Genomic DNA, 19,522 nt, shown 5'->3' with positions numbered 1-19,522 from the left:
TAAAGCGGAAAATTACTTTGGTTTTTCTAATCATCGTTATTTCATCCTTTATCAGTATGCAAATGATTTGCCAATGCTTACTGCCATCAGTATGATTTTAACCCTATTATTATCTTCTTGGAGATATCGGGAACTGCTGGTTATAGAGAGGCAGTTGTGGATTCTTTTAATCCGGTGGGATATTTTTTCTTCTAAGGTGGATTTATTTGTTTACAGGTCTTGCCATTTTGTATGGCTGCCAAAGCGATGGTAAAGAACAATAATTTTGAGGAAGCTGGTGGAGGCATGTTTCAGAAGTGGATTGGGAGTCAATTGAAAAATCCGAAAGGACCTCTCTCCAAATGGGTGGGCAGGTATATGGAGAGAGGGAACCATACTATAAATGATTGGACAATTAGCTTATTGAATAGTAATGGAAACGAAAAAATTCTGGAAGTCGGAATAGGAAATGGCTCAACATTAACTAGATTGGCTCAAGTGAACATTCTTGGCAGAAATTATGGTGTCGATATTTCCGAAAAGATGGTCAAAGAAGCAATGAGGAGGAATAGGAAGTATCTGTACGATGGGGTGGTGGATATACAGGTAGCCAATATTGAAAGCTTACCTTTTAGAAATGACTTTTTTGATAAAGTATTCACTGTCCATACCATTTATTTTTGGGATGATATTGATCAAGGCATAAGTGAAGCATACCGAGTGTTAAAACCGCATGGAATGTTATTTTTATCAATTATGGATAAAACCAATATGGAAATGATGGAGCGAACGAAGGACTTTAAACTGTATTCAATCCAGGAGATAGAAAGCAGCTTGGTACAATGCGGATTCAAGGACATCAGGATACATAATAGAGATGAGTTTTATTGTTTGGTAGCTAAAAAATAGGAACCTGTCCGCAATGTTGATAATGGTTTGTTTCTTTCAAGGAGCGTAAGTACGGGTGCATCGTTGTTTATCATTCAATAGATGCTCTTGCTTTTCTCATGGATATTGAGCAGATCAACGGGTTATTAAGTAATGTTGGATCATAACTATCAGAAGGTAGTTTGAGCACGTCTTTGCTAGCTTTACATCATATGGAACGATGCAGCTGTTACATGGCCTTTGGCAGAAATTGGTATAATTAAATTGTGGGATTTAATAGGAAGAGGTGATGGTTTTGTCGGAGACGATTACAACCTATGAAAAAAGGGAGATGGAACTATGGAAAGGCATATGACATTTGATGATGATGCGGGTATGGGCTATATCTATTTAACCGAACCATTGAAGCACCACACCATTACAAAAACGGACGAGCTCCCGCTTAACGAGAGTATCGTTCTGGATTTCGGCAAAGGCATTCCAATCATAGGAATTGAATTGGAAGGTGAAACAGCCTTGAAAATTAAAGGTCTGGCTGATGAAATGCCTACATTCACAAAAGGAACCACAGCTGATGGTGAAAGCTATTATTCCTTAAGATTGAATGATGAACTTGTAAAACGGTCAGTTACTCATCCTGATGCCAAGAAAATAGTGTTTCTCTTTTCAGATCCTGACTGCAGGGAATTTATAGGAATCGATATATATGACACGAAGTCCTATGATGAGTCATTCTTAATCGGCTGATTTTAGTTCATCTCCATACAGCCAGAACCCGAAACGAGAGGGGAATCCATTATTCAATATTTGCAAAGACGGCAAGATCTTTTTTATTGCCAACCACTAAAAGCATATCTTTTTCATGGATATCCTGATCGGGTGATGGTGCTATGATAATTTCCCCATTACTCACGATGGCAATGACGCTGATATTATATTTTGCGCGTAAATCGAGCTCCCTGAGGCTTTTTCCCTTCATGCTGATGGGGAGGATGATTTCCTCGATATTGTATTCTTTAGAGAGTTCAATATAGTTCAACATGTTGGGGGACAGGAGCTGATTCGCGACCCGTTCCCCCATATCCCTCTCAGGATAGATGACCCAGTCGGCACCAACTTTAGTGAGCACCTGACCGTGATTTTTATTAAGGGCCTTGGCAATGACTTTTTTGACCCCAAGTTCTTTTAAAAGCAAAGTAGTTAAAATGCTTGATTGCATATCAATTCCGATGGCTACGATGACACAATCGAAGTTGCGGATTCCAATGGATTTCAATGTCTCTTCTTCAGTGGTATCCGCAATGACTGCATGGGTAACGCTCAGTTCCGCATTCTCGACTCTTTCCCCGCTGATATCAATACCCAATACCTCTTGGCCGGCCGAATATAATCTATGTGCCACGCTCGTTCCGAATCTTCCTAAACCAATCACGGCATATTGTCGTTTTCCCATCTTTTACACTCCTTCATTTATGATTAACCAATCATGATTTTCCCTTTTGGACGACGGAACGGATCTGGCTTACGCCTCATTGCGATAGCAAAGGCAAAAGTCAAAGGACCCACCCGGCCTGCAAACATCGTGAAAATGATGAGCATCCGGCCAACGGGTGATAATTCGGGGGTTAAACCCATTGAAAGTCCCACGGTGGCGAAAGCGGAAGTGGCTTCAAATAAAACCATCAAGAAATCACTGCCGCTTTCAGTGATGGTCAGCAGAATGGTGATGGTTGAAACGATGAATACTCCAATGAATGTAACGGATAATGCTTTAAAGATGGTTTCACTTACAATGCGGTGCCGGAAAAATACCACATCATCCTTTCCTTTAATCTGTGACCAGACCGTTCCGATAAGCGTCGCAAATGTGGTTGTTTTAATCCCGCCGCCAGTCGATCCGGGTGACGCCCCAACGAACATCAAGAAAATGATGAGCAGTACTGTGGGGTGAGTCAAATCAGGGATATTCAGCGTATTGGAGCCTGCCGTTCTTGGTGTAACCGATTGAAATAGAGACGATAACGTTTTACCCATGAAAGATAAAGGCTGCAATGTCTTGGCATTACCGAACTCGAATAAAAAGATTAAAATTGCGCCGGCGATTGTAAGTGTCAAGCTAGTCATCAGAACAACCTTCGTATGTATGGATAAACGATGGGTATCACGATATTCGTATAGTTCATTCATCACGATAAAACCTATTCCGCCAAACGTGATCAGAAAGGCGACCGTAAGGGTTACGAATGGATCCGATACATAAGGGGTCAAACTCTTGAATTCTCCCATTAAATCAAATCCGGCATTATTGAAATTCGATATGGAATGAAAAACCCCGTAATAGATCGCTTTGCCGATTGGCATGTCAAAAGAAAAGCGAATCGATAAGATAAGGGCACCCATGCCTTCAATGATGGACGTGAAAATTAAAAGCCGTTTTACTAACTTGACTATACCTGCCATGGATAGATTATTTAAGGATTCCTGCAAGAGTAACCTGCCTTTTAAGGAAATCCTTTTGCCTAAAAGAAAAAAGAAAAACGTAGCAAATGACATGAATCCTAAGCCGCCTATCTGAATCAGTGTTAAGATGACCAATTCACCAAAGGTGGTGAAAGTCGTTCCCGTATCCACTACGACAAGCCCTGTTACACATGTAGCGGAGGTTGAGGTGAATAAAGCATCCAGAAAAGCAAGACCATTTCCATTTTCAGTGGAAATCGGCAGGGTCAGCAAATAGGCCCCAATAAGTATCAGGGTGGCAAATCCGAGTACAAGGATTTTTGGCGGATCGAACATATTTTTTGCTTTTATCAATTGATCATCCCTACCTAAAAATGACATGTGTAAAACTGTATCTTAACCATTAATCCTTTTAACGAATCTTTTTTAAGCATAATAAAAAGACCTGCGAAAACATCGAACAGCTATTTTGTCACAAAAAGCGTGCAAAAATAAGCTCCTGAAATAGGCGGTCTTATGACCTCCTTCGCTTTAGCCGACGAAGTTAGCTGACGGGTAGGATGGCGAAAGAGCTGATCTCATCCCTTCTGCAAGGCAGAATTAACCCCAAATGATTGGGTCCTCCGTACTCAATTCCCTTGAGTTTAGGCCGAAATGTATTAAATTGATAAACGTATTCTACTCCCATCATTTAGCAGTTGTAAACCCCTAAATTGTAAAAAAATATTTCTTTAACAAAACTGAAAATTTATGTTTTATTTACATTGAAAAAACGTATTGACAAATATTAGTTAGCACATTATGATAGGTTCGATTAATCCGATTATGATAACAGTGTCGGTGTACTTTATTCAACACTTTCAAGCTGAACAGGTCATTGCCAATCAATGTTATTAATATATATATATAAATTATTTTTCTTTTGAAAAGCATAAAGATAAAGAAAAAGTCATTGGATTCAAAATTTAAAGGTTTCAGACATTTTATAAAAAAGGCGGGCAATTATGGAGAAGACGTTCAATAGATATGTTATTAACGCTACAGGCAAGGGTGGCCAGACATATTTAACACAATGCCAGGATAAAGATGCACTAAGGAAATGGATAGCCGATCATGAGGACCAAATCATAATGAATGAGTTAAGGATTACGGATAAGAAAAAGAATCCGTTTTTAAAATTGTTTTCCCTAAAGTAAATCAACTGAATCCAAACATTCATTAGCGGTATTCAATTATGTCATTCCTGTGTCTTTTCCGGGAACGCTGAGCGAAAAATTCATATCTTGTTTTGCTTTCAAACTCATTTAATTTTGAATGAGTTTTTTTGCTTTGAAAATTATAACGTTTACAAAATCAAACCATCAATGTTAAAATTTAGGGGAAATGTGGTTACGATGAAGAAAAAAGTAAATGAAATGCAACTTTCCGGTGAGCTCCGTAAACTGGAAAGGAGTAACGGGTATGTATTGAAGCGCCTCCGAGTATAGGAAGTGAAGGGAGCGCCCATTATAGTGCATAGTCATTGCATGTTGTTAATGCAATACGGCCTAAGATTAATAATGGTGACATATTAATGTGGCACCGTTCTCTTGATCCCGTCCCCAAGACGCATTTCTTGGGGATGGGATTTTTTATTATTTTTATATTTTCTTTCTAAGGAGGAGAAGCGTTGATGTTCAGAAATTCATTAGTATCTTGGAAATATCCTTCCATTCTATTGTGCGGGATTGGGATTTCCAACTTCGGCGCTTGGGTTTATTTCATTGCACTTAATTTAATCGTGCTGGATATGACTGGCTCAGCCTTGGCGGTTGCTGGACTTTATATCGTTAAACCGATGGCTGCCATATTTACGAATGTTTGGGCAGGCAGCGTGATCGACCGGATCAATAAGCGTAATCTAATGATCGCACTTGATCTATTTCGTGCGGTATTGATAGCTTTGCTGCCATTGGCTTCTTCTATTTGGGTCATCTATTCCCTTGTCTTCGTGATCAATATGGCAGAGGCCATGTTTGTAACGACATCAAGGACTTATATAACAAAATTAATCCCCATTGAACAGCGGAAACGATTTAACTCATTACGAAGCTTGATCGATTCTGGAGCTTTTTTGATTGGGCCAGCGATAGCGGGTATCCTTTTCTTAATCGGTACACCGGTTGTTGCTATTTATATTAACGCGGCTGCCTTATTATTATCCGGTATCATCACTCTATTCATGCCTAATCTTGAAAAGGATCATTCCCTTGAAAAATCCAGTCATTACCTGTCTTGGACCATCATGAAAAAGGATTGGGGCATCGTCCTGGATTTCAGCCGGAAATCTTCCTATATCATGCTCATTTATTTCTTATTCAGCTGCATGGTGGTGATGGAAACGGCCATTGATTCCCAAGAAGCAGCGTTTGCCAAGGCCGTACTCCTTTTGTCGGACAGCGATTACGGATTCCTTGTAAGCATCGCCGGGGCAGGCATCATTGCGGGTGCCATAGTCAATGCGGTATTCATCAGTAAAGTGCAAATTTCATACCTGATTGGTCTTGGATCTTTGTTTGTCTCGATAGGTTATATAATCTATGCGTTTTCGAATTCCTTTTTACTGGCTGCCATCGGTTTTTTCATCATTGCCTTTTCACTGGCGTTTGCCAACACAGGCTTTCAAACCTTTTATCAAAATAATATTCCCGTGGAAATCATGGGCAGGGTCGGAAGTGTTTTTGGCTTGTTAGAAGCTTTATTGATCATCATCACTACCGCAATTGTTGGTGTTTCAGCTCATTTCATTTCGATTCGGTTCGTGGTGATTTCAGGTTCCATGATCATGTTCGCTTTATCAATTTTATTGTCGATGCTTAGTATGAAAACCTCGAAGAGCAGGTATTATTCCGTTGATAATATAGAGGTTAAAGCGGAGAAAAAGATGTAATCCAATTTTAAAGGCATGTTGATAGAACATGCCTTTAATGAATCGTTCATTGAATGAATGTGCGTAATTGGTTGATGAAGTTCAAGATTTGAAAATGGATTTTCGCCATTTCTTCCACCGTTTGCTCTTCACAATTCTCCAGCCACTCCTGTATCACTCCTAAAATCGCCGATGTCATGAAGGCATGCATATACTTGCGAAATGCTTCATCTTTAGCTGCTGGATTCATGCTGATCAAACGCTCCAATAGTACTTCACCGAACACAAGCTTTATTTTTTTTGCAAAAGAAGGATCTCCCTTATCTCCAAGAATGGCCCTTAATGCGTGCGCATGTTCACTAATGAATTGAAAAATCGCTACGAAAGGCGGGTAAAGCTGTTGTTGATGAAGAGCCATAAAAGCCTCTTTCGGCAAAATGGCAGTAATGCGAGTTTGTAGTTCATTTAACAATTCCTGCTGTAACTGATCCATCAATTCATATTTATCTGTGTAATGTAAATAGAATGTGCCCCGATTAATGTTGGCGCGCTCTGCAATTTTCTTCACTGATACATGTGAGAAACCCTCTGCTTCAACGAGTGCAATAAAATGATGTTGTATCTGCATTTTCGTCTTTTGTACCATATCCTCATGAATCGATGCCATGGAATGTCTCCTTCACTAAACATTTTTCCAAATTTGTTGATTGTATTAGACCAAATGCTACCTTAGAATGATGATACACTCAACACCGTGTTAATTAAAGAGGGAGGATGTGTGTACAATGAAAAATGCGATTTCCATTGAAGGAATTGCTAAGGGTTTTCATCAGAAGAAGGTCATTCAGCCATTGAGCCTGAATATTGAAAAAAGCGGAATTTTTGGCTTGTTAGGTCCATCCGGATGCGGAAAGACGACCTTGATTAAAATGATTGTCGGATTGATTAAGCCCGATGCGGGTAAAGTCACGGTTCTAGATCATGAAGTTCCAAATGAAGTACTGTTAATGGATGTCGGTTATATGGCACAGTCCGATGCTTTATATACAGAACTGACGGGAGTTGAAAACCTCGAATTTTTTGCGAAGCTATACCGTTTTTCGAAAAAGGAACGAAGGGAACGCATTCAATATGCAGCTGAAATCGTTCAGTTGACGAATGATTTGAACGTTCGGGTTGCGCATTATTCAGGGGGAATGAAACGCCGTCTGTCACTGGCGGTAGCACTCATCCAAAATCCTGAGATTCTCATTTTGGATGAACCGACAGTAGGAATCGACCCTTTGCTGAAACAATCGATATGGCAGGAACTTGAGCGTTTAAGAAATGAAGATCATAAGACGATCATCATTACTACGCATGTGATGGATGAAGCGGAACGATGCGATAAACTGGCGATGCTGCGCGAAGGTGCAATCATCGCGGCAGGAACTCCGGCAGCTTTAAAAGAACAATTTGCCGTGGAAACGCTTGATGATGTTTTTTTAAGGATTGGAGGTGGCCTAAAATGAGAATTGCCTCTCTTGTTACTCGAATTACACGGCAGATGCGCCGGGATCGAAGGACGCTCGCTTTATTTTTCCTAGCCCCATTGCTCATTTTAACGCTCATGTATTTTATTTTCGATACAGAAGCAAGTGATTTGAAAATCGTTGTTACAGGCGGTAATGAAGCTATGGCTAAAGCATTGAAACAAGCGGATTTTCAAGTAACGGCCGCTGAGGAATTTTCACAGGAAAAAATGATTGAAAATGATACGGATGGCTGGCTGCAGGTTGAAAATGGCAAAATAAAACTGACACTATTGAACGACGAACCGACCCGTGCAAAGGCCATTCAAATGCAAATGATGCATGGCTTGCAAGGGAATGAAAAAGACAACACTCCTTCGATTGAGGAGCAATATGTTTACGGAGATGCCAACACAAAAGGGTTTGATACGTTCAGTCCGATGCTCGTCAGCTTTTTCGTGTTCTTCTTTGTATTTTTAATAGCGGGGGTTGCGCTTTTGAAGGAGCGAACAAGTGGTACGTTGGAACGGTTGCTTGCTACACCGATTAAGCGATACGAAATCGTAGCGGGGTATGTAATCGGGTATGGGATATTTGCGCTCGTTCAAACCCTAATTGTCGTACTATATGCTGTAAATGTGTTGGATATCGTCCTTGTTGGCTCCATTTGGCTCGTTTTACTGACGAATATACTTGTCGCGCTCGTTGCATTATCGCTTGGTACATTACTATCGAGTTTCGCGACATCTGAATTCCAAATGGTACAATTCATTCCGTTGGTCATCGTGCCGCAAGTCTTCTTTACAGGAATTTTTCCATTGGATGGCATGTCAGACTGGCTGCAAAAAATCGGCAAGGTCATGCCGCTCTATTACGCATCGGATGCCATGAACGGCATTATGTACAAAGGTTTCACGTTCAATGAGGTTTTACTGGATTTACTAATTCTTCTGGCCTTTTCCGTCGTTTTTATCACCATCAATATTATTAGTTTAAAAAAATATAGAGCACTATAAACCCTTTAAAAGAAGCAGGATTCCTGGAACATGAGGAACCCGCTTTTTTGTTTTACTGGACATACTTTAGAGTTGAAAACTAGGTATAACCAAAAAATAATAGAAACTTATACTTTTTTGACCATGACCTTTTCATTGTTATAATCTGATTCGCCATTGAATGCAAAGCCGAATTTCTTATACAAATGAAGGGCAGCCTGATTATCTTCAACTATGCTTAAATAGATTTCAGGACAATCATATTCTTCTATTAATCTTTTTATTAAAGCCTCCAACAAGATACTTCCAAGCCCGAAACCCTGATGTTCAGCGTCAATGAAAAAGCGGTCTAACCACACTCTGCCATTTTCGCCTTCCCCAGGGAAAAATCCATACATCGCAAAACCGACCAAGATATCACCCGAATAAAGCCCAACTGGCCTGTAATATTTACATTCATTAGCGTCTTTTAAACATTGTTCAGTCGTTTCGATGTAAGCCTTTTGCTTTTCGTATATTCGTAATTTCAAAATATCCGCTACATTTTCGTTCGAGACTTCATTTATAGTGGTCTTCATCATTTATTTTCCTTTCTCATTTCGCACATGGTTATCCGCTTTGTTATCATGATATATTAATATCCTAAGGTATATGGTTACCATATAGTCAAGAGGAGAGGTCGTAATGTCTGATGGAAATGTAGGCAAATATTTTACTACTGGCGAATTCGCCAAATTATGCAATGTAAAAAAACAAACGCTCATTCATTATGATGAGATTGGGCTTCTTACTCCCGATATAAAAAACGAAAAGGGCTATCGGTATTACTCTTATCAACAATTTGAAGTTTTTTCGGTCATCACGCTTTTAAAAGAATTCAATATGCCTTTGAAAGAGATTAAATGGTTTCTTACTAACAGGTCACCTATGGAACTAATTGAACTTTTCAAAGAAAAGACCATAGAATTAGAAAAAAAGATAAAAAATCTTCACAGAGTGCAGAAGATCATTGAAACGAAAATATCCCTCACTGAAAAAGCGATTTGTATGGATGACTCTCAAATCACCTTGAAAATTCAGGAGGAAGAACAGCTCTTCCTTAGTGAATCCATCCTGAACTCTTCTGATGCCGAATTCTTAAAATCTACATCTGACTTCATTGATTTCTGTAATGAAAATGAATTTTACACAGGATTCCCTATCGGGGCCATGATTAGTAAAGAAAACATCATCGACGGAAATCATGATGACTATTCATTTTTGTACACGAGAGTCATGGAAAAGCACCCAGCCCCCACCTTCTATTCAAAACCGAAGGGACTTTATGTTGTTGCCTATCATAAAGGCAGTTATAAAAATATCTCCGAAACGTACGAAAGAATATTACAATTCATGGAGAGTGAAAACTTGAACCTCAAATCGTTTGCATACGAAGAATACATCTTGGATGAAGTCGCGGTAAAGGGTTATGAAAATTACCTGACGCAAATCATGGTTGAAGTGGAATGAGGATGGGGAGATATTACATAGTTCGGGCGAGAACTAAATCATGCCAAGCAATGCCATCAGCCTTGAACATACTGGCAGTTTTCTAGAATGACAGGTTTATATTCTGCAGTTTGTTGACGGGTTGTTAAAGATGTCCTAGGATATAAGGGTATGTAATGGTTTGGAAATAAATAGAAGGTGGGAGTTGTATGTCTATAAAATCGGTCATGCTTTCCCTTTTGCTGTCGCAAGCAATGTTTTTGTGCGGTTTGCCTTTTTTTCTTCAGCTCCTATTATATTTGAATCCTTTGGTGATCATGGTTGTCTGGTTTTGTATACTTCTTTTCGTTTCGTTTGCGGTTCTTTATTTTCGAGGTGAAACGGTCATGATTCCGCGCCTTTTATGGCAGGCAGCATTGTTTGGCTACAGCTTATCATTATTGGTTTTGCTGTTCTTCCGACCAAAAGGGCAGGTATATTCGTATAATTTGATTCCTTTTTCTACGATTCTTTCATATTTATCGAACGAAATGAACGGGCTCGTTTCATTTTATAACCTTAGCGCCAATGTGGGGCTATTTATTCCATTCGGGCTGTATTTGTTGTCCAGGGATGGGAAAGAGCCCTCCGCTATAACGAAATTTCTTTATCCATTACTTTCGATTTCGGGCATCGAAATCTGTCAGTTTGTTTTTCGGCGCGGAAGTTTGGATGTCGATGACCTTATCCTGAATATGATTGGTGTTTATCTTGGGTACGTTCTGTATCCTTTGTTCACGAGAGTGGTAGTGTTCCGTTCAGGAAAAGTAAAAGGATGAGAGGCAGTAAATATATTAAATGAAAGGGTGGATTTCCATGTATAGCACTTTAGAAGAATTATCGAGCCATCCGGTGTTTCATTATTTTGCAGCGATTTCCAAAATTCCGAGAGGATCGGCTAATGAAAAAGCGATCAGTGACTATCTGGTTCGCTTCGCTAAGGATAGGAACCTGGAGGTGATCCAGGATGAAGCGCTGAATGTCATTATCAAAAAGCCTGCCACAATTGGATATGAAAGTGCACCTACCGTCATTATCCAGGGGCATATGGATATGGTTTGCGAAAAGAACAAGGGTACGGTTCATGATTTTGAGAAAGATCCGCTTCGATTAAGGATTGTGGGAGACATGTTGTATGCGACGGATACAACATTGGGGGCAGATAATGGGGTTGCTGTTGCTTATGCTTTGGCATTATTGGATGCAAATGATATTCCGCACCCTTCTCTTGAAATAGTCATAACGACTGAAGAAGAAACGACGATGAAGGGTGCACTTGCCGTGGATCCGGCTCACTTCAAGGGGAAAATGATGATCAATATCGATTCGGAGGAAGATGGAAAGCTGCTGGTCAGCTCTGCAGGAGGAATACGCGTTCGGCAGATCCTGCCAATCGATTGGGAATCGGCTTCTATTGTTGATGCTGTATCTTATAACATCAGGATTAAAGGGTTGAAGGGCGGACACTCCGGTATGTCCATCCATAAGGAAAGAGGGAACTCCAATAAACTTTTGGGCAGAGTATTACATGAATTAACGACAGACTTCCCTTGCCACATACAGCAAATGAACGGGGGCCTGAAAGGGAATGCGATTCCTCGTGAAGCAGAGGCGACAGTACTGATTCATTTAGAAGATGTTCAGAAGATAGCGGATAGACTCCAGCAATGGGAGGATACTTTTAAAAATGAACTGCAATCTTCCGACCTTGAGGTATCGATTAGGTTTGAAAAGATCGAAACGATTTCTTCAAACATTTTTTCCAAAGATACGGTGACTAAAGCCATTACCTCCTTACTGGTAATCCCCCATGGCGTTCAAGGAATGAGCATGGGAATAGAAGGATTAGTGGAAAGTTCGACGAATCTAGGGGTCGTTACAACAAATGAAACGGAAATGATATTCGAAAGTGAAATCAGGAGTTCGGTCAAAAGCATCAAATATAATATGGTCACGCAGGCAAAGGCGATTGCCGACATGCTTGGATGCGAACTATTGGTTGACGCGGATTATCCGGAATGGCCCTATAATCCTGAATCGACACTCAAGAAATTATTTGAAGAGACATACAAAGAAAAGTATCATGGGGATATTGAAATCATCGCTGTGCATGCAGGGATCGAGTGTGGGGTATTCATAGATAAGATACCAGGGTTGGATACTGTTTCAATAGGACCGGATATGTTTTCCGTACATACACCTGAAGAACACTTAAGCATCCCTTCGACCATAAACAACTGGGAATATTTTGTTTACACATTAAAGCGGATGAAGGATTTATAAAAAATGCATGTCTGGGGAACAATTGAAATTCAATAGATTTGGAGACATCCTATCGTTCAACGATAGGATGTCTCTTTTTTAATTGATATAAAGAACATGATAAATGACAAAAAATGAAAATGCTTATGTCACTAGCGAAGAAGGAAGTTTCCTCATATTTATTAGACTCACTAATGTATTGAAGCTATACAGATTGTTACTTAAAAAGGAAAGTGCAAAATTGATGGTGCCAATCAAGTAGCTTGCTTTGATGAGGCTTGGCAGACAGTTGGCGGAAAGGAGCGGATTTCTGAAAACAATGAAACATTTATTTGAGGGTTTGTAAAAGGAACGTTGATTTCCACTCCAGGCACTCGCTTTCCGCGGGCGGTCCGGGAGCCTCCTCGGCGCTTTTGCGCCTGTGGGGTCTCCCTTGGACGCGCTTTTCCCGCAGGAGTCTCGTACCTTCCGTTCCAATCAACTGAACTGTTTTTTAGAGAAAACTATATGCAAACTCGCTTTTCATTGAAGTTGCCTCCATTCTGAAAGAAACTGAGGTTTCTTTACAATCGTTATAAAATAAACTATTGTAAAGAAAACCTATCATTTAGTCTAAATTATTGTTCGAAATCATTATGTATAGAGGAAGGTATAGGGAAATATGGGTGTAAAGTATAGAATGGTCGTAGAACAAATGGAGAAAGAAATATTAGAAGGAAAATATACATTAAATACTAAGTTACCTACTGAAGAAGAGTTGATGAAGCAGTTCGATGTCAGCAGGAATACCATAAGAAAAGCAATCAATATATTGGCTGAACAGGGTTATATTTATCAAGTTCAAGGAAGCGGCATATTCCTAAGGGAATTTTCCCGACCTGGCTGTATTTCGATGAAGAATATGAATGGCTTAACGAAACAGTTTGAAAAGGATGAAATGACAAGTGAAGTGTTGAAGTTAGATTTAATAGAAGCTGATGAAAAGTTGGCCGAAAAAATGAAATGTAATCTAAAAACCAAAATCTATAACCTCAAACGGGTTAGATGCTTAAATGGTGAACCCATTGTAATAGAAGAGTCCTTTTTCAATAAAGACATCATCCCCATCATAAATAAAGAAATCGCAAATGGTTCCATTTATGAATATATAGTCGAGGATTTGAAGTTGAATATTGGTTTTGCAGATAAAATCATTTCGTGTGAGAAACTAAATGATGATGATGCAAAGCTTTTGGACTTGCAACCAGGAGATCCGACATTAATTGTTGAAAATACGGTATTTTTAAAAGCAGGAGTCGTTTTTGATTTTTCAATTGAGAAATATAATTATTCTTCCGCTAAATTATTAACATTAACTTAAAGAGAGCAGGAAATTCTTAAATAAGATTATTACGGTGAGAATTGGAGATATCGATTCACACCGTTTTTTTAAATTCATTTCTCTTTTTTTCCAACTACCCCATAAAACAAAATCTTCATAATATCTTCAGTCAAAGGCAGGATGCTTTGATAAACCTCTTCCCGTTGGATATATTCATTCATCGCTTTTATATAAAATAAAATCGCTTCATTAGATAAGTTCGGATCAACGTATCCTTGTTCCTTCCCCTCGTTAAACAGATTAATAAAGCGAGGCAGTGCCTTTTCTATATATATTTTTTCCATATAATTTACTCCGGAAGTATATTCCTTCATTAAATATTGATAAAAATCTTCATGAATTTGTTTCGCTGTTTCATTCTTCGTGAACATGATTTGCTTTATTTTTTCAGGGAATGCCATGTTGCTGGTAAGTGTTTGTTCAAATTCATCCATTGCCTTATCTGTATAATAAATAAAAACCTCATGAATTAAGTTATGTTTACTTTCAAAGTAATTATATATCGTTACTTTAGATACGTTTGCTTTTTTTGCTATTTCTCCAATGGAAATCTTTTGGACACCATACTCCATGAATAAAGCTAAGGCAGCCTCTAGTATATCCAGTTTTTTTTGTTCTCTGCGGCGTTGAAATCCGTCCATCTATTTCACCTCAACTTTAGTTTAATTAAAATTATGTAATAGAACAATAAAATAAGTTCATAAACTATTGTCAGTCATTCTTAATTTATATATTATGAACTAAATCAATTAAAATATTTCATAATTTCTTTTCAGAGGAAGAGGTGGATGGGGAATGTCAGTATTGAAAACAACGGATTTAACGAAAAAGTTTGGAAAGTTTACCGCTTTAAATGGGGTGAACATTGAAGTGAATAAAGGTGAGGTATTTGGATTCATCGGTCCTAACGGTGCTGGAAAATCAACAACGATCCGTGTGTTGCTGGGGATTTTAAAAGCGACGGCTGGGGAAGCGGAGATTTTTGGAATGGATGCATGGAAAGATGCGGTTGAAATTCACAAGCGAATCGCGTATGTTCCAGGAGATGTGAACCTATGGCCCAACTTAACAGGCGGGGAAGTTATTGATCTATTTGTTGAATTACGGGGGACGAACAATAAAAGCAGACGCGAAGAACTAATAAAAAAATTCGATTTGGATCCTTCCAAGAAATGTGGAACATATTCAAAGGGGAACAGGCAAAAGGTTGCTTTGATTGCTGCTTTCTCATCTGATGCCGACCTTTATATATTGGATGAACCAACATCAGGTCTAGATCCATTGATGGAAAGAGTTTTCCAGGAATATGTGATGGATGCGAAAAATGAAGGAAAAAGCATATTACTTTCCAGTCACATTCTTTCTGAAGTGGAAAGGTTATGCGATAAAGTGGGCATCATTCGGCAAGGAAAAATAATTGAAACGGGAACATTGGATGAGTTACGCCATTTAACGAGAACAAGCTTGCTTGTCGAAACGAAGCAACCTATCCCTGCTTTAGGGAATGTAAACGGTGTTCGGGATATCGTGAGGAAAGGTCAAGCACTTTCCTTCCAAGTGGATACAAGTGAATTGGATAATATTATGAAGTATATAAGCCAGTTTGGAATTGTGAAATTGGAAAGCGCTCCGCCTACATTGGAAGATTTATTCATGACCCATTATGAAGGCGAAAGGAAGACGTCTGATTCTGGGACGGGAGGTGCGTTATAATGGCGAACCAGTCCTATCATAATACAGGAAGGCTCTCCCGATTCATCGTACGGCAAAATCGGATTAGGATCCCTGTTTGGATAATTTCCCTATCTGTCCTTTCATTTATGGTTGCAATGGCATTCAACGATCTGTATCCGACTGGGCTAGAAAGGCAAACCATTGCAGAAACGATGAGGAACCCTGCAATGACAGCGATGGTGGGGAAAGGTTACGGCCTGGATGACTATACAAACGGAGCGATGATGGCTCATCAAATGTTACTTTTAACCGCAATGGCCGTTGGGATCATGAGTATTTTACTTGTTACGCGCCATACACGCGCAGAGGAAGAGGACGGCCGTATCGAAATGATCCGTTCTTTGCCGGCTGGCCGGTTGGCTAATTTATATGCAACCATTTCCGTATCATTTGGAACGAATGGATTGATCGCGATAATAACGGGTTTCGGATTGTATGCTCTGGGAATTGAAAGCATGGATTTGGAGGGTTCCCTTATGTATGGAGCCGCTTTAGGAGCAACCGGTATTTTCTTCTCGGCGATAACGGCATTATTTGCCCAGCTTACGGAGAGTGCGCGAGGTACGATTGGTTACTCCATCACTGTTTTGCTTCTTTCCTATTTTATTCGGGCAATTGGGGATGTTAGCAATGAAACACTTTCCTGGTTTTCACCATTGGGTTGGGTTCTAGGTTCAGAAGTATATGTGAATAACTATTGGTGGCCAATCATCCTTACGATCGGTGCTGCAATCATTTTGAGTGGGCTTTCTCTATATTTGAATGCCATCCGTGATTTGGGAGCTGGATTTATACCCGCTAAGCCTGGCAGAAAATATGCTTCACCGTTATTAAAAAGTCCGCTTGGACTCGCGCTAAGGCTTCAGCGTCCAGGATTAATTGCGTGGGCATCCGGGATGTTCATTTTAGGAGCATCTTACGGTTCCGTTTTAGGAGATTTAGAATCCTTTTTTGCAAAAAATGAAATGATGGCTGAACTATTAACGCCAGTTGAAGGCTATTCACTGACAGAACAATTCTTGACAATGTTGATGTCAGTCATCTCCATGATATGCACCATTCCACCTTTAATGGCGATGCTAAAGCTTAAAGGGGAAGAGAAAAAGAACCATACTGAACATTTACTGAGTCGCGCTGTTTCCCGTACAAGGCTTATGGGCAGCTATCTTATCATTTCCGTTATTGGCGGCTTTCTCATGATTACGCTTGCTGCAATCGGTCTTTGGGCTGCCGGGAATTCAGTGATGGATGAAGGGATTGCTTTCGGAGCTTTATATAGTGCAGCAATGGTCTACCTGCCTGCGATGTGGATCATGATTGGTATCGCAGTGCTGTTTATTGGCTTTGCACCAAAATTATCTGGCTTGACTTGGCTTTACCTAACATATTCAATCTTAGTCGTTTATTTAGGAGGAATGCTTCAATTCCCGGAATGGATGGGAAAACTAACACCATTTGGTCATATTCCGAAACTTCCTGTTGAAGATTTGAACTTCATGAAAGTATCCATACTTACCATCATAGCTATCGTATTACTGGCTGTTGGCTTTATCGGATATAACAAACGGGATATCCGAGGTTGACGATTCAACTATGATTCTATTATTCCTGCAAGTTGCTCTCCAGGAAGTGACTATAGCCTGATTTCTCAATGTCTCAATGAGAAATCAGGCTTTTATTGGTTTTCAGCCATGGGGAATTAATAATAGTCTGCCTAGCGCAAGGCCTGAGTGCGGCTTTGTTGCTTAGGTGTTTAAAATGAGGGAAATAAGGAGGTGCATTTCTTACGAAGTGTGTGTTGATAATGATAATCTTCTGTTGAATTAACGTTTTATAGATAAATAGAATGTAATAAAGGGTTATTATCCTTTTTTGTGGAAATGTTTGACCGACAATACTATTTAAGGAGGCACTTTTTCATGGAATTAACGATTATTAATACGTTTACAGATCAGCCTTTTAAAGGAAACCCTGCTGCTGTCTGTCTTCTTAGCGGGGTAAAGGACAGCGAGTGGATGCAACGAATAGCTAAAGAGATTAATTTACCTGTTACTGCGTTTATTCATCTTCATAAAGATGAATGGCAACTGCGTTGGTTCACACCTTCGATTGAAATCCCGATTTGTGGACATGGGACGTTGGCAAGCTCTTTCTTTTTGTGGGAGAAAGGATACGTACCAAGGAATGAAGCAATTGTCTATCAGACAAAAAGCGAGCTTCTCACTGCCGAATTCGTGGATGGAATGGTTCAATTGGAATTTCCGTCATTAATGGAGCAGGAGACCGCTGCCCCGGAATTACTGATAAAGGCTTTGGGCGTTGTGCCTACGTATGTTGGTCAAAACAAATGGGATTATCTAGTCGAAGTTCAATCAGAGGAAATCGTAAAGAACTTAAAACCAGATATCGATTTGATCGCGCAATTACCGACTCGAGGTGTCATTGTAACGAGTCGATCGAATCTCAATGAATATGATTTCGTCTCTCGTTTCTTTTCCCCAGCCCAAGGCCTTGACGAAGATTATGTTACGGGCTCTGCTCATTGTTGTCTGGGGCCATATTGGGCAAGCAAGCTGGATAAAAATATCTGTATTGCCTATCAGGCATCGGAAAGAGGAGGGCTAGTCAAGGTTGAAGTAGCGGAAGACACAGTTAAACTTTCTGGCCATGCCGTGACAATATTCGAAGGGAACTTAACTATTTAACGCTTGGCAGAAAAATCTTACGGTGAAAATCATTTTAAACGTGAGGTCTAACTCAGAGGGTTGATATTCTTTTAATCTATGAAAAATAAGGACACTGCAAAATGATAAAACGAGCCGGAGCAAGGTACTGATTCTGTTCCGCTCGTTTTTTAAATAGGCCATGTGTTACCTTGCGAATCGCCGAGCGGCTGCCACGCATAGTACAACGGCAATATTCACAGCTACGAGTGCCGGACTGACTTTCTCATTTAGAAGCATAGCAGCAAGCAGCAGCCCAAAAAAAGGTTGAAGAAGCTGTAGCTGTCCAACCGCTGCTATACCGCCCTGGGCGAGACCGCGGTACCAGAACACGAAGCCGATGAGCATGCTGAATAAAGACACATAAGCAAGGCTGAAGAGAGCAGGATCACCGATGTCCGCCCACGAGTCCGGCGTATAATAGAACGAGAGTGGCAGCATAAGGGGAAGCGATAGAACGAGAGCCCAAGAGATCACCTGCCAATTCCCAAGCCTGCGTGAGAGCCGAGCTCCTTCTGCATAACCGAGACCACATACGATAATGGAAGCCAGCATGAATACGTCACCAATCGGTGATGATTCCCCATCTTGGAATAGGGCAAACCCTGCGACCAGGAAGCTGCCTGCAGCTGAAAAGATCCAGAAGGCGGGTCGAGGCCGTTCACCCCCCCGCAGTACCGCAAAGATCGCCGTCGAGAGCGGAAGAAGCCCAATGAAGATAATGGCATGCGCGGACGTAACATATTGCAGGGCCAAGGCTGTCAGCAGCGGGAAACCAACCACCACGCCAAACGCTACCACCAATAAAGGAATGATATCGCTTCTGACAGGACGTTGCTGCTGGAAGATGAGAAGGAGAGCGCCAGCCAATACGCCAGCTATCGCAGCACGGCAGACGGTGAGGAATAACGGATCGAAATCCGCTACAGCCAATCGCGTCGCAGGTAGCGAGCCGCTAAAGATCAGTACGCCAATAAAACCATTCATCCAGCCATTTGTTGCTTTGTTCATTACAATCACTCCAAATCATGTTTCTTCTTGGTTAAACTACTTTAAATGACTAAATCATTTTTTATCTAGATCCTCTTATTAACCCTTTCATAATGGATTACAATGACTATAAACTGACATTGACCTTTAATAAACAGCCAGTT

Annotated in this window: 19 protein-coding genes and 1 riboswitch; of the genes, 13 read left to right on the top strand and 6 right to left on the bottom strand. The window is 40.3% G+C overall.

Translation table 11 applies throughout. The features are described 5' to 3' along the window. The first annotated feature begins 285 nt into the window (after nucleotides 1–285). Together ACQKKK_RS21390 and ACQKKK_RS21385 are read left to right on the top strand one after the other, a co-directional pair. Complete coding sequence (locus tag ACQKKK_RS21390) at nucleotides 286–888, top strand: class I SAM-dependent methyltransferase (protein ID WP_427618905.1); 603 nt, start codon at nucleotides 286–288, stop codon at nucleotides 886–888. 318 nt (nucleotides 889–1,206) lie between these two features. Beyond that, nucleotides 1,207–1,614, top strand: a complete 408-nt coding sequence (locus ACQKKK_RS21385; RefSeq protein ID WP_427618904.1) for a DUF2283 domain-containing protein — start codon at nucleotides 1,207–1,209, stop codon at nucleotides 1,612–1,614. 49 nt (nucleotides 1,615–1,663) lie between these two features. Here ACQKKK_RS21385 and ACQKKK_RS21380 read toward each other — a convergent pair whose 3' ends face one another. Then, nucleotides 1,664–2,320: a potassium channel family protein gene (locus ACQKKK_RS21380; RefSeq protein ID WP_427618902.1), complete on the bottom strand. Its 657-nt coding sequence runs from the start codon at nucleotides 2,318–2,320 to the stop codon at nucleotides 1,664–1,666. A gap of 23 nt (nucleotides 2,321–2,343) precedes the next feature. Beyond that, on the bottom strand, nucleotides 2,344–3,663 hold the full coding sequence (locus tag ACQKKK_RS21375; RefSeq protein ID WP_427618945.1) for a TrkH family potassium uptake protein: 1,320 nt from the start codon (nucleotides 3,661–3,663) through the stop codon (nucleotides 2,344–2,346). Between the two features lie 182 nt (nucleotides 3,664–3,845). Then, nucleotides 3,846–3,988, bottom strand: a riboswitch (cyclic di-AMP (ydaO/yuaA leader). A gap of 343 nt (nucleotides 3,989–4,331) precedes the next feature. Here ACQKKK_RS21375 and ACQKKK_RS21370 point away from each other — a divergent pair. Both ACQKKK_RS21370 and ACQKKK_RS21365 read left to right on the top strand, forming a co-directional pair. Then, nucleotides 4,332–4,523, top strand: coding sequence for a hypothetical protein (locus tag ACQKKK_RS21370; protein WP_061465172.1), 192 nt, complete (start codon nucleotides 4,332–4,334; stop codon nucleotides 4,521–4,523). A gap of 476 nt (nucleotides 4,524–4,999) precedes the next feature. Beyond that, nucleotides 5,000–6,256 (top strand): MFS transporter, encoded by a 1,257-nt coding sequence (locus tag ACQKKK_RS21365; RefSeq protein ID WP_427618943.1) that lies wholly within the window; start codon nucleotides 5,000–5,002, stop codon nucleotides 6,254–6,256. A 46-nt stretch (nucleotides 6,257–6,302) separates the two neighbouring features. On the opposite strand, the gene ACQKKK_RS21360 is transcribed toward ACQKKK_RS21365, so the two are convergent. Then, nucleotides 6,303–6,902 carry a TetR/AcrR family transcriptional regulator gene (locus tag ACQKKK_RS21360; RefSeq protein ID WP_427618900.1) on the bottom strand — a complete coding sequence of 200 codons (600 nt, stop codon included), beginning with the start codon at nucleotides 6,900–6,902 and terminating at the stop codon, nucleotides 6,303–6,305. Between the two features lie 118 nt (nucleotides 6,903–7,020). On the opposite strand from ACQKKK_RS21360, the gene ACQKKK_RS21355 reads away from it, so the two are divergent. Both ACQKKK_RS21355 and ACQKKK_RS21350 read left to right on the top strand, forming a co-directional pair. Further along, nucleotides 7,021–7,746: an ABC transporter ATP-binding protein gene (locus ACQKKK_RS21355; protein WP_427618898.1), complete on the top strand. Its 726-nt coding sequence runs from the start codon at nucleotides 7,021–7,023 to the stop codon at nucleotides 7,744–7,746. Beyond that, nucleotides 7,743–8,762 (top strand): ABC transporter permease, encoded by a 1,020-nt coding sequence (locus ACQKKK_RS21350; protein WP_427618896.1) that lies wholly within the window; start codon nucleotides 7,743–7,745, stop codon nucleotides 8,760–8,762. Before ACQKKK_RS21355 ends, ACQKKK_RS21350 begins: the two co-directional genes overlap by 4 nt. Before the next feature lie 107 nt (nucleotides 8,763–8,869). Here the strand turns inward: ACQKKK_RS21350 and ACQKKK_RS21345 are convergent, their stop codons facing one another. Beyond that, nucleotides 8,870–9,319, bottom strand: coding sequence for an N-acetyltransferase family protein (locus ACQKKK_RS21345; RefSeq protein WP_427618941.1), 450 nt, complete (start codon nucleotides 9,317–9,319; stop codon nucleotides 8,870–8,872). Nucleotides 9,320–9,425: 106 nt separating this feature from the next. Here ACQKKK_RS21345 and ACQKKK_RS21340 point away from each other — a divergent pair, with 106 nt between their 5' ends. The 4 genes from ACQKKK_RS21340 to ACQKKK_RS21325 all read left to right on the top strand — a co-directional run bounded on the left by ACQKKK_RS21340 (nucleotide 9,426) and on the right by ACQKKK_RS21325 (nucleotide 13,890). Next, on the top strand, nucleotides 9,426–10,250 hold the full coding sequence (locus ACQKKK_RS21340) for a MerR family transcriptional regulator (RefSeq protein ID WP_427618895.1): 825 nt from the start codon (nucleotides 9,426–9,428) through the stop codon (nucleotides 10,248–10,250). Between the two features lie 188 nt (nucleotides 10,251–10,438). Continuing rightward, complete coding sequence (locus ACQKKK_RS21335) at nucleotides 10,439–11,047, top strand: VanZ family protein (RefSeq protein WP_427618893.1); 609 nt, start codon at nucleotides 10,439–10,441, stop codon at nucleotides 11,045–11,047. A gap of 37 nt (nucleotides 11,048–11,084) precedes the next feature. Further along, complete coding sequence (locus ACQKKK_RS21330) at nucleotides 11,085–12,551, top strand: aminoacyl-histidine dipeptidase (protein ID WP_427618891.1); 1,467 nt, start codon at nucleotides 11,085–11,087, stop codon at nucleotides 12,549–12,551. Between the two features lie 640 nt (nucleotides 12,552–13,191). After that, nucleotides 13,192–13,890: a GntR family transcriptional regulator gene (locus ACQKKK_RS21325; RefSeq protein ID WP_427618889.1), complete on the top strand. Its 699-nt coding sequence runs from the start codon at nucleotides 13,192–13,194 to the stop codon at nucleotides 13,888–13,890. 74 nt (nucleotides 13,891–13,964) lie between these two features. On the opposite strand, the gene ACQKKK_RS21320 is transcribed toward ACQKKK_RS21325, so the two are convergent. After that, the gene (locus ACQKKK_RS21320; RefSeq protein ID WP_427618887.1) at nucleotides 13,965–14,552 is read right to left on the bottom strand and encodes a TetR/AcrR family transcriptional regulator; all 588 of its coding nucleotides are present in this window, start codon (nucleotides 14,550–14,552) and stop codon (nucleotides 13,965–13,967) included. 154 nt (nucleotides 14,553–14,706) lie between these two features. Here ACQKKK_RS21320 and ACQKKK_RS21315 point away from each other — a divergent pair, with 154 nt between their 5' ends. The 3 genes from ACQKKK_RS21315 to ACQKKK_RS21305 all read left to right on the top strand — a co-directional run bounded on the left by ACQKKK_RS21315 (nucleotide 14,707) and on the right by ACQKKK_RS21305 (nucleotide 18,350). After that, nucleotides 14,707–15,624, top strand: a complete 918-nt coding sequence (locus ACQKKK_RS21315; RefSeq protein WP_427618886.1) for an ATP-binding cassette domain-containing protein — start codon at nucleotides 14,707–14,709, stop codon at nucleotides 15,622–15,624. After that, nucleotides 15,624–17,228 (top strand): ABC transporter permease, encoded by a 1,605-nt coding sequence (locus tag ACQKKK_RS21310; RefSeq protein WP_427618885.1) that lies wholly within the window; start codon nucleotides 15,624–15,626, stop codon nucleotides 17,226–17,228. The genes ACQKKK_RS21315 and ACQKKK_RS21310 overlap by 1 nt, the downstream gene beginning before the upstream one ends. A gap of 336 nt (nucleotides 17,229–17,564) precedes the next feature. Continuing rightward, entirely contained in the window at nucleotides 17,565–18,350 is a 786-nt protein-coding gene (locus ACQKKK_RS21305) for a PhzF family phenazine biosynthesis protein (RefSeq protein ID WP_427618883.1), read from the top strand. 165 nt (nucleotides 18,351–18,515) lie between these two features. Here the strand turns inward: ACQKKK_RS21305 and ACQKKK_RS21300 are convergent, their stop codons facing one another. Beyond that, nucleotides 18,516–19,379: a DMT family transporter gene (locus ACQKKK_RS21300; RefSeq protein ID WP_427618881.1), complete on the bottom strand. Its 864-nt coding sequence runs from the start codon at nucleotides 19,377–19,379 to the stop codon at nucleotides 18,516–18,518. Nucleotides 19,380–19,522: the final 143 nt, after the last annotated feature.

It is taken from the genome of Peribacillus sp. NPDC006672 (assembly GCF_050274955.1).
GTDB lineage: Bacteria > Bacillota > Bacilli > Bacillales > DSM-1321 > Peribacillus.
This window is presented reverse-complemented; position numbering and strand designations above follow the sequence as displayed.